Raw genomic sequence first — 15,310 nt, forward strand, 5'->3', positions numbered from 1 at the left:
GTCTCTTTTTTAAAAGATGATGATTCCTGCTTAATAAAAAAGGAAAATTTATCCCTTGGGATTATAATTTCTTAATCAGTCCTTTTTTTTAATCAATTTTATTAGTATGCAATAATTAAAAATAATATTATAAATGGTGGAAATAATGGAAGTCTTAGCATTAACTCTGGCCTTGATTATATTACTGGGCCTTTTAGCCAGCCGATTTTTTTCCAGGATAGGATTTCCCGGACTATTTGGATTACTATTACTGGGAATACTGATAGGACCCTCCGGACTAAATTTAATCAGCGAATCCTTTTTAAATCTATCCGAGGATATACGGGTTATTGCACTTATTATTATTCTTTTACGGGCGGGTCTGGGACTTCACCGGGAAGCTATCCGTAAAGTTGGTTCCCATGCCCTGAAAATGAGTTTTATACCCTGTGTTATTGAAGGGGTGGCTATCATCTTCATATCTCAACAACTACTGGGATTATCTTTTTTAGAAGCAGGGATGCTGGGTTTTATCCTGGCCGCATCTTCTCCGGCCATTATTGTAACCCAGATGCTGTCCTTTATCTCCCAAAAAAAAGGAACCGCCAGAGGAATACCCACTCTCATTCTGGCCGGGTCTTCTGCTGATGATGTGGTATCTATCACTCTTTTTTCAGTATTTTTAGGGGCATACACTGGGGCTAATATTGATTTAACCTACCAGATTCTGGGAATACCCTTATCCCTGATATTGGGAGCAGCAGGTGGATTTATAATAGGTATTGGTTTGTTAAAACTCTTCCACTACTGGAAAATAAATGCCACCGAAAAAATATTCCTCATCCTGGCAGCAGCCATACTCCTTAAAGCATTGGGGGATCTTTTGAAGGGAACGGTACCGGTGGCCGGATTACTGGGAGTGATGATCATTGGCTTTGTTCTGGTTGACCGGGAGCCTAACCTGGGATATAAATTATCCCAAAAATTTGCCCGTATATGGCTTTTAGCGGAAATAGTACTTTTTGTACTGGTAGGAGCACAGGTGGACCTTTCCCTTTCATTTCAGGCCGGATGGGTGGGCCTGATTATAATTATGGGTGGTCTTTTAGCCCGTAGCTGTGGGGTTTACCTATCCTTACTGGGAAGTAAACTCAACTTAAAAGAAAAAGTATTCTGTATGGTTTCTTATACTCCTAAAGCCACGGTTCAAGCAGCTATAGGGCCCTTACCATTAGCTGCAGGGGTAATATCTGGGGAACTCATACTGGCTATTTCGGTTCTGGCTATTCTAATAACTGCACCCCTGGGGGCGGCGGCCATAAAATTCACCGGGGAGAGATTTTTAAGTTCTGATTAGTCTACCTGAAATAAATTAATCTAAATCAAGGAGGTTTTCTATTTCATCAAAAACCACCTCCAGGCCACACATACTGGGTACGTAGTTGGCGGCCTTAGCTGAATCCACACCAATAACCTCATAATCCAGCTCTTCAATAGGAGCCACCACCATACATGTATCAAATACCAGTCTGCCACCAGATTGTTCTATAATTTTAGTATAGCCCATTCTATCTGCGGCAGTCTTCATATTTATGGAAGTACACAGCCACAAATCATTTTTAAGTTTTTTACCCTTCAGGATTTCTGCCACCTTCCTTATTTCTTCTAAGGAAGCATGAGGACATCCCAGACATACCAGGTCCGGTTTAAGGGAGGTGGTAGATAATTTCTCTTTTACTTCCTCCAGATTATTTCTATCCACAAACAGTGTATCATCTGCTTCTTCAGGAAGAGCATCCTTATACTCTGGAGTGATTCCTTCTATATGGTAAAGGGCCACCGCACCAGAAGAAGCTAAAGCTGCACCCAGTCCCTTTAAATTATCATTAAGGGGACGGTTTTTTAATTTAAAATAGGGTTTACCTTCTTTAACGGTCTGTCCCACCAGGTATCCCAGGGCCCCATAATCTGTGCCCTGTATTTCACATTCCAGCTCCACCACCAGGTCACTTTTCCGGTTTTCTGGTAAATGATAACCATAACAGGCAGTTTTACCACATATAGCTGCAGCAAGTGCACCTGGTCCTCCTTCACGGTTGCTCATAGCACCTAAAATGGAGTTAGCATAGGCCACCGCAGAAGACTCTGACCAGGCAATATGGGAACCTTTTAAAGGTACGTTACCAATAAGATAAGGGGTACAGGTACAGGTGGTCATCACATCCATTTTACCATAGGCTTCCACTATCCTATGCTGCTGGGTGGTGAATTCTGGTGAAAAACCTAATTCTTCCCATTTTTCCAGATCCACCCCGGCAGGGTTCAGGGTGGAGGCCACCCTGGTTCGAGCCTGGGTATCCCGGGCCAAATCTTCCAGATACTCCAGTCCCGCATCCCCTATGGTTTTATATGATACTCCTGAAACCTGGGCGGAGGTGATGTTTACCAATCTTTCTGCCTGATATATATCTCCCAGGGCTACCAGAATCTCCATACTTTTTTTAATGGTTTCTCCATATTCGCCCTGGTACATTTTTTCTTCTTCACCGGTGAGGTACATAGTAATCCCTTTAGTATGAATAAATAAAATTATTTTTTAATTAGAATATATCTTCCCTGGCCTTAATATTTTTTAAAAAAAGTAAATTTAAAAATTAATTTTTTCTAGTTAATACTATAAAATAAAAAAAAATAAGAATAGGAATAACTACTCTTCCAGCTGATAACTGGTTATTTCATCAACCAGTGATAGGAAGTTATCCATTTCCTTGTAGGGTATCATAGCTCCGGCAGCAATATCATGCCCTCCACCGGTACCTCCAAAGCTTTTGGAAGCATCATCCAGGGATTTTCCTAAATCCACGCCCCTGGAAATCATTTCCCTGGTGGTACGGCCGGATATTTTAACCATATTATCCATACGGGCCAGAGCTAAAAGGGGTTTTTCTGGATCCAGGGTTTCCATGGAAAGGGCTATACTGGATATGGTTCCCAGCACACTTTTACGGAGCTTATCTTCGGTGTAAAGGTACTGTATATTTTCCAGGACCATGGAACCTTCCCTTTTTATCCAATCCAATCCTTTAACTAGATTTTCCCGGTACTTGCGCTGCAAATCCAGGGCCACCTCCAGAGCATCACTTTTTTCTCCCAGACAGATTCCCATTCCCAGACCATATTTTTTATTTTTTCCACAGGCATCCAGCACCCGGGAGAGGTCTTCAATATTTTTCAGGGAGGGCCGCTCATGGGGGTTAGAATAAACATCCCCAAAGATTTCTGGATTAAGACGAACAAGTTCCTCTTTCAGGATATCCCTTTCTTCATTCCCTAAATCTGCGAACTTAATCCCATAGGAGAGTCCCATCTTTTCCAGAAATGCCATGGAACCTTCCACATCACCGGTTATACCCGGCAGGATCGGCTGGAAGGTATAGGCCAGAGATTTATAAATTGGCTCTTCAGCCTTGGATGCAATTTTCAGGTCCTGATGAATTTCAACGGACCCCGCTTCCAGTCCTTCTTCTAAAATCAGCTTATTTGGTCCTATAAATCCATCATAATACTGCATGTCGCCAAAAGCACCAGCCAGGGCCAGACCAGCCAGGGATTGTTTTTCCATTCCACGCATACACAGGTAGGCCACACCAGAAGCACTGACCTCCTTACTACCATCCACTCCAAATAAATGGGGATTGACGTGGGTGATTTTTTCAGGGACCTCAAAATCAGATGGTTGATGGTGATCAGCTATAATCACCTCTCCTTTTATACGGGAGATGGCCTCCACATAGGCACTGCCCATATCGCAGAAAAAGAATAACTGATATTTATCCCGGGCGAGTTTCTGGATGAAACTTTCTTTAAGCCGGGGTATGATGGTGAGGTGGTATTGACCGCCTTCCTGGGTGATGGTGTTGGCCACCACCCCGGCTGCAGAAAGGCCGTCGGCATCATTATGGGATATCAGCCGGACGATATTACCCTGCTTTAGATGCTTTTTCAGGATCTCACAGGCTTCATCAGCCTTATTTAACAAGGAGCGCTGCTTTTTGTGGGTCATATCTCCAGCCTTCTGGTAAAACGCCTTCATTGACGTAGTACCTACCCAGACGCCTGATCTGAGACTCTATTATCTGTAATCCCCGCTTGGTATGCAGATCCTTATGGTTTTCCTTAAGGTGGTCCCGGATATTTACTGCTTTACGGATGAGGTTCATGATATCCTCAGGATATTCTTCCTTTTGCCCGTGATCAGCTAAAATCTGGGTGATTTTCTTACCAGTAACCATTTTAACATTAGGTATACCGTACTGGTCCCTTAATATTATTCCTATTTTACTGGTGGAATTTCCTTCTTTATTGTATTTTAAAATTAGTTCTTCTATTTCTTCATTGGAGTATTCAACCCATTCAGGTTTAGTTACCATATCTATTCACCTCTAAGTTAGATAATATTTAGCTTGAATAATTTTTTTTAGACCTCAATCCCGGGATTGGTTTTTATACCACCTGGCAAATTGCTCCAGGGAACGACTACGATGAGAAAATTGATTCTTCTTATGAGTAGTTAGTTCTCCAAAAGTTTTATCCATATCTTCCGGATAAAATAGGGGATCAAATGCAAAGCCTAAATTTCCTTTTTCTATATTAGAAATCCGTCCTTTAACCACACCTAAAAAAATCTTGGGCTCGGCATTGGGGGCGCAGTACCCAACCACCGACCTGAATTCGGCATAGCGGTTTTTGACGTTTTCCATTAATTTTAAGATTCCCTTATTACCTAGGGTGTCCTGCACATAGGCAGAATAAGGACCAGGAAACCAATTCAAAGCTTTTATAAACAGTCCGGCATCTTCCACAATAACCGGTTCTTCTAATTTTTGGGCAGCATATTTTGCACCGAACCGGGCCACTTCCTCCAGGGTCCCCTGGGGTTCCATATAACCCAGATTCATATGCTGAATTTTTAATCCAAATTTCAGAAAGATTTTTTCTGCTTCTTCTACTTTGTGTTTGTTACCGGTTATAAAGTTAATGGCAGGGGGCACTTTAATCACTCTACTTACTTATTATATTTAGGAATATTTTTTCGACAAAATGATTTTATTTTTAGATAAAGGGGAATATATTATTTTTATTACCTCTCAATTAATCTTAAGTGCTACTTTTCCTGGAAAAAACCTTATTAAAGAGTGAACTATGAATTTATACTATTGGATCAGGTATATGTTATGGGGCGAGATAATCCAGAGTTTATTATCATTTGAGTCATGATAAACAAATGTTATGAGGGAAATACTTCTATTAAACTTAGCGGACGTTAATATAGATGGAGTGAATTATTATGATAAAATATAAGAATATAATTTATTATACGAGTATTGCAGCGATAGGTGTATTTTTATCATTCTTGATTACAGGAAACCCTCTTCAATTAGGGTTTTTTATATTAATTAGTTTTGGGTTATTAATGCTCTTAGCCTTAAATAATTGGAAAAATTACACATATTATCTTCCTCTGGCATCCCTGTTAATAATAGAAGCAGTGATACTATTTTATTTAGCATGGAATAAATCGATTTACCTTAATGATTCAGTAGATCTTATATCCTTTTTAATCCAAATTCCAGGTTTAATTCTTTTTAGCATAATATATATCTATTATTATCGCCATAGGGATAAATTAATAGTATCCTGGAATAAATAAATACAAAAATAATCTTTTTTTAAGAAATAGACTTAACTAATCCTGAATTAATATAAACATAAACCGTGGAGGGGATATACTTAAGTGCTAGTTTACTATGTAATAAACTAACTTTCATTAATAGGTCATCCCCGGCACCATAATTAACTCACTTAAGTGAGTTTTAAAAATTATTTTTACTAAAAAAACTTATCACCAGTACCTTCCCCGACTTTCTATTTCTTCAATCTTCCTCAGGACCTTCTCATAATCTGGAGCAATCTCATAACCTTTTAAAATTTCTTTAAAGCACTCTGCACTGATTTTATTATGTATTCCTGAAATTGCTTTTTTAAATACCAGTAAATCCACACCCTTATCCTCTACCAGATCTGAAAACCGTCCCAGACCAAAATCAATGAAAACCACATCATTATCACTTAAAATCAGGTTGGAAGTGGTTAAATCCCCATGGATTATCTCTGCCGAATGCAGAAGGCCGATTTTACGTCCTATTTCCTGGCATAAGTTTCGCCTCCGGGATTTTTCCAGGTGAGGGAGTACATCCTTTACCATCTGCCCGGAAATCTTCTCCATATACAGGGCTTTTTCTTGTAAATCAATATTATATAAAACCGGGGTTCTAACCCCCTGTTTTTTAGCTTCTCCAATTAAACGGGCTTCCCTTTTGCTTCGAGATTTACGTAAATAATCATCCAGCTCCTTAATACGGTATCCTTTAGGGATTCTTTTTTTAATTAAAATGTCCTGGGAAAGCCATTCACCTTCCAGGATATTGGCCTCTGCACCTTTGGCCAGAAGTTCTTGGGGTAATTTTAGGCGCTTTTTAGAGCTTTCCATCCAGGGAACATCCACCTGATCGGTACGGTAGCGCTGAATAACTTTAGTATCCTTCAGTTTCTGACCACCCCTATCTTCATATACCAGCTGCCCCATCCAGGCAATCATGGCCCCATTATCCCCACAGTATTCTCCTGGGGGTATGAAAAAATCAGCATAATGCTCCTTACTCATTTGGGATACCATATCCCGCAGGCGCTCGTTAACTGCCACCCCACCACAGAGCATCACTTCTTTTTTCTGCGTATGGGCCAGGGCCCGTTCAGTTACCTCCACCAGCATCCCAAAGGCAGTTTCCTGTAAACTGTAGGATAGGTCCTCCAGGGAGGCACCTTTCTCTCTTTTTCGCAGTGCTGCCGTAAGTAGTCCTGAAAAAGATAAATCCATACCCTTCACTGTATAGGGTAGCTGGATATAATTTGAAGATTCCCGGGATAGTTTTTCTACCTTAGGACCTCCCGGGTGTCCCAGACCCACTTCCCGGGAGAATTGATCCAGGCAGTTTCCCAGGGCAATATCCAGGGTCTCTCCAAAAACCCGGTAGCGACCTTCGGCAAAGGCAATAACCTGGGTGTTACCACCACTCACATACAATGAAACCGGATCTTCTGCCCCGGTGGTTAAGCGACCTATCTCCACATGCCCCAGGCAGTGATTAACCCCTACAATAGGTATTTCTAAGGACAGGGATAGGGCCCGGGCTGCAGTGGCGGTGGTTCTAAGGGCAGGTCCCAGACCAGGTCCCTGGGAAAATGCTACCAGATCCAAATCTTTTAAACCTATTTTAGCTTTTTCAAGGGCCTCTTTTACCAGCACGGGAATCCAATACGCGTGGTGCTCTGATGCTTCCCGGGGATGAATACCCCCTGCAGGGGGAATTAATTGTTTTCCCACCGAGGATAGTATGTTACCCTGGCTATCCACAATACCCACCCCTGTTTTTTCTGCGGTTCCTTCTATTCCCAGGGAAATTATTATTTTATCCATACCCATAAATCCTAATATTTTTTTTAATAAGCTAGTCCTGAAATTCAAAATTTTTTATTTAAATTAGTTTCATTATTTCTTTTAACCTTATTTAATCTTAATACAATAACTAATTTTTTCAACTTTTACACTTGCAATCTACCTCTTTATTATTATTTTAAACTAAGATTATCTTAAAAAAAAGCCGGTATTTTACTTATTTAATAATAATTTTAATTAATATCCTGTTATAATCTTTAATTCTATTACATACAACTGATATTACTCCTGAAAGCTATATTAGACATTTTTTAATTTTTCACGTTTTTCAGGAGAGTTTTTAGATAAATCCGGACTTTTCAATAAAAAAAATAGAAATATTTTAGTATATCTTAGGATATATAATTGGAGTGCATATCCAAAATTGCATAGGGAGGTGATAATGTGAAAAAAGATATGCATAAACGGCTAGCGATCATTACTGCCACTCTTTTTTTAGTCCTTGTGCTGGCTGGTTCAGTTTCGGCAGCAAGTGACATTGGGGTTGAAAAGATGGTGAATGATACCACCCCTAATGTGGGGGATTCTGTTGATTTTGCCATTACTGCTACAAATTATGGACCAGATGCAGCTTCTCAAGTAGTTATACAGGACTACATGAGCAAGGAAAGTAATGGATTTGAGTATGTGAGCCATACTGCTACTCAGGGTACCTATGATCCCTCAAATGGACTGTGGATTATAGATAATTTTGCCAATGGAGCTACTGCTACCTTGAATATACAGGCACTGGTAATGGACTCAGGAAACGTAACCAATATTGCAGCCAAACTACTACCACTACCCAGTCCCTTAGGGGATGATCCAAATCCTGCCAATGATGTGGATTCTGTGACCATGGAAGTACCACCGGCGGCAGATGTGGGTGTGGAAAAATGGGTGGACAACGATCGACCCAATATTGGAGATATTCTTAGATTCTATATAGAAGTATTCAATAATGGACCAGACAATGCTGCCAACATAACGGTGGTGGATTTACTACCTATTGATGTAGGTATTAACCCGGGGGAAAATTTATTTGTATACCAGGACTGGATACGCTTACCAGATGACTTTACATCAGCAAGTTTAATTTTTGACGATGTTACCAACACCTGGACCATCTTCTTTGCTAATATAAATCCTGGCGACTACGGATTAGTGTATCTGGATATATTACTAAACAATACCGGTGATGCAGGAAACTTCTTTACCAATACTGCAACTAAAACCGCTTCCAGTCCCTATGATTGGAACACTACTAATGATCAGTCTTCAGTGGACTTTTATATACCACGGGCAGACTGGACCCTGACTAAAACGGTGGATGATGTTACTCCTAATGTGGGTGACCTGATTACCTGGATAGTAACCTATACCAACACCGGACCGGACAATGCCACAGGAATCATTATCAATGATGTAATACCTGCTGGTTTGAATGTTCAAAGCCTGGTTTTATCTACTGGAACTTACGATGCCATGACTGGTGATTGGAGTATTCCTTTCCTGACCAGCGGAGCAAACGCCACTTTAACCGTGGTAACTGAAGTAACTTCTGCTATTGCCGGAACCGTAACCACTAACGTGGCTACCAAAACGGCACAAAACGAGTATGGTGAAGGCCCGGACTTTGCTGCTCAGGCAATATATGTACCGGTGGCTGATGTGGCCATAACCAAAACCGTTAATAACACCACTCCCAATTACTGGGATTCTGTAATCTGGACGGTAACGGTAACCAACAATGGTCCGGACACCGCAGAAGATGTGGTGGTACTGGATGTACCAAGCTCAGGACTGGTAATTCTGGATGCGGTAGTATCCCAGGGTAGTTTATTTGGAACCACCTGGTTTGTAGGAAATCTGGCTAATGGTGCCACTGCTACTTTAAACATAACCACTCTAATTAATGCTACTGGGGTGTTAAATAACACGGTTTATGTGGGTGCTGAAACCTATGACAACGACACCACCAATAACCAGGACACTACTTCAGTGAATGTTCCACCAGCTGCAGATATTGCTGTGGTTAAGACTGCAGATAATTATACACCTAATTACTGGGATATTGTGACCTTCACCATTGAGGTGACCAACAATGGACCAGATGCTGCACCAGGAGGACCAGATGCTCTTCGTATCAGAGACTTCTTACCTGCCGGCATGACCTTTGTGGATGCCTGGGCCAGTGTACCACTGGTATGGGACCTGAATGTAGCCGGTGATGTGGTTCGATTCAGAAACTTTGCTGACGACCTCTTACCTGGTGAAACTGTATATTTATATGTACAGGCTCGTGTAACTCAATCCAATACTACCATGAACAATACCGCCAGTAGAATACCCAACACCAACGACGTATATGACCCGGATCCATCCAATGACTCTTCCACCATTACCTTAACTGTACCACCAGCTGCAGATGTAGCGGTATTTAAATCTGTAACAGGAGCTAAAGAGGTAAGTAGAAACTACAACGATGTACTATGGTTCTGGATAGATATAATTAACTATGGACCAGATACGGCCAATAATGTGGTGCTTACTGATTTCTTCCCGGCTGGGCTGGAATATGTGAGCCATGGTGTGGCCCAAGGTACCTTTGATCCCCTCACCGGAATCTGGAATGTGGGAACAGTACCATCAGGGGCTTATATTATAGGAGACTTCTACTACCGCATCGTGACCAGCAATACCACCATCATAAACTTCGCCGAGGTAATCGCCGATGAATATGATTGGAACATGACCAACAACATATCCAACGCCACCATCAATGTACCACCGGCAGTGGATATCGAGGTTAATAAGACAGTGGATAATCCCACTCCTAATTACCTGGATACTGTACTGTGGACAGTTAGTGTAACTAACAATGGACCTGATGTGGCCAACAATATAGTTATTGGGGATATACCTGATGCAGGATTAACCATTACTAACTTGGTGGTAACTAAAGGTGTATTTGGTGTTAACTGGGTTATTGATACTTTATCCGTGGGTGAAACAGCTTACATGTACATAACCACCCTCATAACCGCTTCCAACACTACTCTAAATAACACGGCTTATCTTATAAGCGTGGATGAGTATGAATGGGACGAAACCAATGACTCAAGCACCGCCAGTGTGGATGTAGCTGCTGCTGCGGACTTACTGGTTAGTAAAACTGCCAGTACTACTACGCCAAGCATTGGACAAATTGTTCAGTTTGTAATTACTGTAGTGAATGCTGGACCAGATAATGCCACCAATGTAGTGGTTAATGATCTCTTGCCGGCCGGTTTAACCTTCTTTGCAGGAAGTACTACCAAAGGTACCTACAACGTAGTTGATGGTATCTGGACTATTGGTGACCTTAATGTTTTAGAAGCTGCTCAGTTAATCATCTTTGCAGTGGTTGAGCCAGCCATGGGAACTAATGTGACCAATACCGCCGATATAAGTGGTGATGAGTACGACCCATTCCTTGAAAACAATCATAGTAGTGTAACCCTTCAATTACCTGTTAGTGACTTATCAGTGACAAAAACTGCTGACAATACCAGTGTGAATGTGGGAGATACCGTCATATGGACGGTTACTTTAACCAATAACGGCCCGGCTAATGCCACCAACATTGAATTAACTGATGTTCCTCCAGCTGGTTTTGCCATTAACAGTGTGACTCCTTCTGTGGGTACCTTTGATGGTATGACTGGAGTATGGAGTATTCCATCACTTTTAGTCGGTCAAATAGCCACTCTGGTTATTGATACTACTGCCCAGGCTTCTGCAGCTGGAACCAATCAGACCAACACCATCACCGTAACGGCCCTGGATCAATATGATCCCAGCCCAGCTTCAGATAGTGCTACGGTGTATGTGAAAGCTGCGGATGTTGCTGTAACTAAAACAGTAAATAACGCCACTCCTAACTACCTGCAAAACGTTACCTGGACGGTAACTGCAACCAACAACGGACCGGACACGGCAACTGGCGTACAGATTACGGATATTCCACCAGCAGGCTTAAATGTACTTTCTGTGACTCCGTCACAGGGTACCTTTGATGCTATGACTGGAGTATGGAATGTAGGTACTCTGGCCAATGGTGCTTCTGCCACTTTAACCATAATTACCCAGGTTACCATGGCCAACACCACCATTACCAACACCGCTACTAAAACTGCGGAAAATGAGTACGACCCTAATCCCGCCAATGATAGCGACTCTGCTACCATCACCGTGCCTCCATCAGCGGATATTGGAGTGACCAAAACGGTGAATATGAACAATCCTCTGGTTTGTGAAAACTTCACCTGGACGGTTACCGTGACCAATAATGGTCCTAATGATGCAACCGGGGTACAGGTTACTGATATTCCACCAGCCTTACTTAATGTGGTTTCTGTGACTCCGTCACAGGGTACCTTTGTAGGTGGAGTATGGTCAGTGGGCACTCTCCTCAATGGAGAATCTGCAACTTTAACCATTGTAACCAACGCTACTGCTGCTGCATCAGGTCAAACCATCACTAACACTGCTACTAAAACCGCGGCCGATCAATATGATTGGAACCCGGCCAATAACAGTGACAGTGAAAGTGTTTCTGTGCCTGCTAATAAGACCTTCACTTTAAATGTAAGGAATAATGGCAGTGCCCGGATTCATGGTATCTACTATGTGACGGTTTACCGCCCTTGCGGAGCACCGGCAATCTTCAATAAGTACGAGTTCTACTTGAACCCTGGTCAATCTATTTCCTACAATGTAGGAACGTTTGCGGTGGGTACCCGTATCAGTACCGATCAGTTCATCTACAATACGGCTACAACTGCCCGGACGGTTAGTGTGACCAATACCTGGGGATCCACTGGCGTGCCCTCATATGTGCAAAACTATGTGGTAGCCAATGTACCAGGTAATCAGGCTCGAGCTGCTCTGGCCCGATACCGGTTTACCATGAACCGTAACAATATTGGAGTAGAGGTTGTAAGACTACCCGCAATACTATAAAAAAACTAATTTACCCCTTTTTTTCTTTTTTTTAAATAAACTAAGCCCTGTTTTTAATACATCTTTTTATAATCTTCATCCCTACAGATTCCATAAAAAAAAGCATATAGGGTAGGTAAGTTAATCTCATATTAATTTAGCTAATGGTGATGATTATGTATGATGGATTAACTAACTATGGTAAAACTGATTTCCTATCCCAATTACAAAATAAAAAAACACTATTTTTATGTGCCATTGCCACCACCGCCACCTCCCGCATACCCGGGATAACCGGGGCGGGGGCCACACCAGAATTAACGGAATACACTCCTGCTGCAGATGTGGAGCTCATTGTACATGGTAAACCACTTTGTCTTCCTGAAATCCCCCAGACTATTATAAAAGGTGAAGCGGCACCTACCCCGGCAGTAATTACCAAGGCCGCCCTGGAACTTTCAGATATTCCTATAATTGTTGCTGATGCCGGTGCCAGAATAAAACCAGATATTCCTTATATTAAACTGGGCAATAAACCAGGAGAAGATGTACGAACTGGAAAAGCGGTTGTAAATGCAAAAGAGATATTTGAGAAAGGAGTAATGCTGGGGAAAACTTTATCCAAATTAACCAATCATCTTGTAATTGGAGAAAGTACTCCTGCAGGCACAACCACTGCTTTAGGCGTTTTAACCGCGTTAGGCTACGATGCAAAGGAAAAGGTAAGTGGCAGCATGCCTGAAAACCCCCACCATTTAAAATATGATGTGATACAGGAAGGACTTAAAGCTGCAGGATATGAGGAAGGAGAAATTGTGGAAGATGCCCTGCGGGCGGTTGAAATCGTGGGAGATCCTATGATTGCATCTGTAGCAGGGATGGTGATGGGTTCAACGGTACCGGTTACACTGGCAGGAGGTACCCAGATGACTGCCGTGTGTTCTGTTATTAAAGGCATGGAAAACAAATTTGATTTTTCTAATTTATGCATTGCAACAACTATTTTCGTTGCAGAAGACGAATCAGCGGATATTAACCATATAACCCATCAAATTGATGATATTCCCATTTTTGCAGTTGATCCTGAATTTGAAAAATCATCAGTTCCAGGGCTAAAAAGTTACTTAGATGGCTCTGTAAAAGAAGGAGTAGGTGCAGGTGGAGCAATGATGGCTGCTATGCTTCAAGAAGTTCCTATTGATAATATAAGGTTTAAAATTGAGGAATTATGTAATAAGATTTTTTAGTTTAGCTACTACGGTGGAAAAATGGACATTTCGTATATTATACTGGCAATACTAATCCTAATAATTGTTTACTTAACTTATAGTTACAATCGCCTTATAAAAACGCGAAACATGGTTGATACTGCTTATTCAAATATTGACACTCTCTTACAAAAGCGTTTTGACCTGGTTCCCAATCTGGTGAGCACAGTTAAAGGGTATATGAAGCATGAGCGTGAACTTCTGGAAACTGTCACCAGGGCTAGAAGTGACTGGATGAATGCTTCCACTATACAGGAAAACGCAGGAGCAGATAATATTGCAAAAGAAGCCCTTAAATCTATTTTTGCTGTGGCAGAAAATTATCCGGACCTTAAAGCTAACCAGAATTTCTTATTACTCCAGGAAGAACTGGTGGGAATAGAAAATAAAATAGCCTATGCCCGACAACGCTATAACCGAACTGTTCTGGATTTAAATAATGCCATTCAACAGTTTCCAACTAATCTGATTGCCCACTTTTTCCGATTCCAGAGCAGGGAATTTTTTGAAGTTGAATCACTAAAAGCACGGGAAGTCCCCCAGGTAAAATATGATGGTGATGAATAATGGATCCTATTTATAAAAGTATCGCAGCTAATAAAAGATGGACCTATCTTTTCTTTTCTTTTTACGCTATCTTACTTGCTATAATAGGATATTCAATCGGATTATACTTTAATTCCATTACCCTGGGCCTTTTTATTGCTGGTATAATTTTTGCCCTTGCTCTTGTGGTGAGCTACTATGGAGGACAAAGTGTAATTACCAGTATGGCCGGTGCAAGGGAGGTATCCAAACAGGAAGAACCTTACCTTTATAACACTGTAGAAGCTTTGAGTATAGCAGCTGGTCTTCCCCTGCCCAAGTTATACCTGATAGACACTGATGTGCCCAATGCTTTTGCTGCGGGTCGTAATCCTGAAAATGCCAGCATCACAGTTACCACGGGTTTAATGGAACGACTGGACCGTCTGGAGCTGGAAGGGGTTATAGCTCATGAGATGGCACACATAAGAAATTATGATGTTCTACTTGCTACAGTAGCAGTTGTTTTAGCAGGGACCATTGTATTCTTAGGATATATGGCCCGTTATTCTGCTTATGGAGGTTTATTTCGAGGAAGGGATCGTGGAGGCTCAGCCGGGATAATATTTTTAATTCTTACCCTGGTTCTAATTATCCTGGCTCCACTATTTGCACAACTACTCAAATTTGCAATCTCCCGTAAACGGGAGTTCCTGGCAGATGCTACTGGAGCGGATCTCACCGGATACCCGGAGGGATTGGCCAGTGCTCTGGAGAAAATTAGTACCATGCAAAAACCCAAAAGTAAAATTCAAAACACAGCTCTTAATGGTATTTATATTATAAATCCAGCCATCGGCGCTAATACAGTCAGTAATCTTTTTTCTACTCATCCTCCCACCGAGGAGAGAGTCAGAAAACTACGTGAAATGGAGTTTTAAATTACAAATAAATCTTAAAAAACCATTACAATTACATTATAAGCAGCAGTTTCCAGTGA

At 41.5% G+C, this 15,310-nt stretch carries 11 protein-coding genes; 6 read left to right on the forward strand and 5 right to left on the reverse strand.

Annotation, left to right across the window (positions count from 1 at the left end; all coding sequences use genetic code 11):
• The first annotated feature begins 145 nt into the window (after nucleotides 1-145).
• Complete coding sequence (locus tag HYG87_RS06315) at nucleotides 146-1,336, forward strand: cation:proton antiporter domain-containing protein (RefSeq protein ID WP_211532355.1); 1,191 nt, start codon at nucleotides 146-148, stop codon at nucleotides 1,334-1,336.
• 15 nt (nucleotides 1,337-1,351) lie between these two features.
• Here HYG87_RS06315 and HYG87_RS06320 read toward each other — a convergent pair whose 3' ends face one another.
• The 4 genes from HYG87_RS06320 to HYG87_RS06335 all read right to left on the reverse strand — a co-directional run bounded on the left by HYG87_RS06320 (nucleotide 1,352) and on the right by HYG87_RS06335 (nucleotide 5,030).
• On the reverse strand, nucleotides 1,352-2,539 hold the full coding sequence (locus tag HYG87_RS06320; RefSeq protein WP_211532356.1) for an aconitase X: 1,188 nt from the start codon (nucleotides 2,537-2,539) through the stop codon (nucleotides 1,352-1,354).
• A 147-nt stretch (nucleotides 2,540-2,686) separates the two neighbouring features.
• Entirely contained in the window at nucleotides 2,687-4,018 is a 1,332-nt protein-coding gene (locus tag HYG87_RS06325) for a single-stranded-DNA-specific exonuclease RecJ (RefSeq protein WP_211534239.1), read from the reverse strand.
• Nucleotides 4,008-4,409, reverse strand: coding sequence for a 30S ribosomal protein S15 (locus HYG87_RS06330; RefSeq protein ID WP_211532357.1), 402 nt, complete (start codon nucleotides 4,407-4,409; stop codon nucleotides 4,008-4,010). Before HYG87_RS06330 ends, HYG87_RS06325 begins: the two co-directional genes overlap by 11 nt.
• 54 nt (nucleotides 4,410-4,463) lie before the next feature.
• Nucleotides 4,464-5,030: an XTP/dITP diphosphatase gene (locus HYG87_RS06335; protein WP_249164816.1), complete on the reverse strand. Its 567-nt coding sequence runs from the start codon at nucleotides 5,028-5,030 to the stop codon at nucleotides 4,464-4,466.
• A gap of 296 nt (nucleotides 5,031-5,326) precedes the next feature.
• Here HYG87_RS06335 and HYG87_RS06340 point away from each other — a divergent pair, with 296 nt between their 5' ends.
• Nucleotides 5,327-5,689 (forward strand): hypothetical protein, encoded by a 363-nt coding sequence (locus HYG87_RS06340; RefSeq protein ID WP_211532358.1) that lies wholly within the window; start codon nucleotides 5,327-5,329, stop codon nucleotides 5,687-5,689.
• A gap of 192 nt (nucleotides 5,690-5,881) precedes the next feature.
• On the opposite strand, the gene HYG87_RS06345 is transcribed toward HYG87_RS06340, so the two are convergent.
• A complete protein-coding gene (locus HYG87_RS06345) occupies nucleotides 5,882-7,516 on the reverse strand; it encodes a bifunctional N(6)-L-threonylcarbamoyladenine synthase/serine/threonine protein kinase (RefSeq protein ID WP_211532359.1) in 1,635 nt (544 codons plus the stop codon).
• 423 nt (nucleotides 7,517-7,939) lie between these two features.
• On the opposite strand from HYG87_RS06345, the gene HYG87_RS06350 reads away from it, so the two are divergent.
• From HYG87_RS06350 to HYG87_RS06365, 4 genes are all read left to right on the forward strand, one after another.
• Complete coding sequence (locus HYG87_RS06350; protein WP_211532360.1) at nucleotides 7,940-12,538, forward strand: DUF11 domain-containing protein; 4,599 nt, start codon at nucleotides 7,940-7,942, stop codon at nucleotides 12,536-12,538.
• Nucleotides 12,539-12,693: 155 nt separating this feature from the next.
• Entirely contained in the window at nucleotides 12,694-13,764 is a 1,071-nt protein-coding gene (cobT, locus tag HYG87_RS06355) for a nicotinate mononucleotide-dependent phosphoribosyltransferase CobT (RefSeq protein WP_211532361.1), read from the forward strand.
• A 21-nt stretch (nucleotides 13,765-13,785) separates the two neighbouring features.
• Complete coding sequence (locus tag HYG87_RS06360; protein ID WP_211532362.1) at nucleotides 13,786-14,352, forward strand: LemA family protein; 567 nt, start codon at nucleotides 13,786-13,788, stop codon at nucleotides 14,350-14,352.
• Nucleotides 14,352-15,251: a M48 family metallopeptidase gene (locus HYG87_RS06365; protein WP_211532363.1), complete on the forward strand. Its 900-nt coding sequence runs from the start codon at nucleotides 14,352-14,354 to the stop codon at nucleotides 15,249-15,251. Before HYG87_RS06360 ends, HYG87_RS06365 begins: the two co-directional genes overlap by 1 nt.
• Nucleotides 15,252-15,310 lie beyond the last annotated feature (59 nt).

The organism is Methanobacterium alkalithermotolerans, from assembly GCF_018141185.1.
Classification (GTDB): domain Archaea; phylum Methanobacteriota; class Methanobacteria; order Methanobacteriales; family Methanobacteriaceae; genus Methanobacterium_F; species Methanobacterium_F alkalithermotolerans.

What these genes read in the sequence shown, in the direction of transcription:
- cobT (WP_211532361.1), top strand. Translation starts at nt 12,694, where the DNA reads ATGTATGATGGATTAACTAACTATGGTAAAACTGATTTCCTATCCCAA.
- HYG87_RS06360 (WP_211532362.1), top strand. Translation starts at nt 13,786, where the DNA reads ATGGACATTTCGTATATTATACTGGCAATACTAATCCTAATAATTGTT.
- HYG87_RS06365 (WP_211532363.1), top strand. Translation starts at nt 14,352, where the DNA reads ATGGATCCTATTTATAAAAGTATCGCAGCTAATAAAAGATGGACCTAT.
- HYG87_RS06320 (WP_211532356.1), bottom strand. Translation starts at nt 2,539, where the DNA reads ATGTACCTCACCGGTGAAGAAGAAAAAATGTACCAGGGCGAATATGGA.
- HYG87_RS06315 (WP_211532355.1), top strand. Translation starts at nt 146, where the DNA reads ATGGAAGTCTTAGCATTAACTCTGGCCTTGATTATATTACTGGGCCTT.
- HYG87_RS06340 (WP_211532358.1), top strand. Translation starts at nt 5,327, where the DNA reads ATGATAAAATATAAGAATATAATTTATTATACGAGTATTGCAGCGATA.
- HYG87_RS06330 (WP_211532357.1), bottom strand. Translation starts at nt 4,409, where the DNA reads ATGGTAACTAAACCTGAATGGGTTGAATACTCCAATGAAGAAATAGAA.
- HYG87_RS06345 (WP_211532359.1), bottom strand. Translation starts at nt 7,516, where the DNA reads ATGGATAAAATAATAATTTCCCTGGGAATAGAAGGAACCGCAGAAAAA.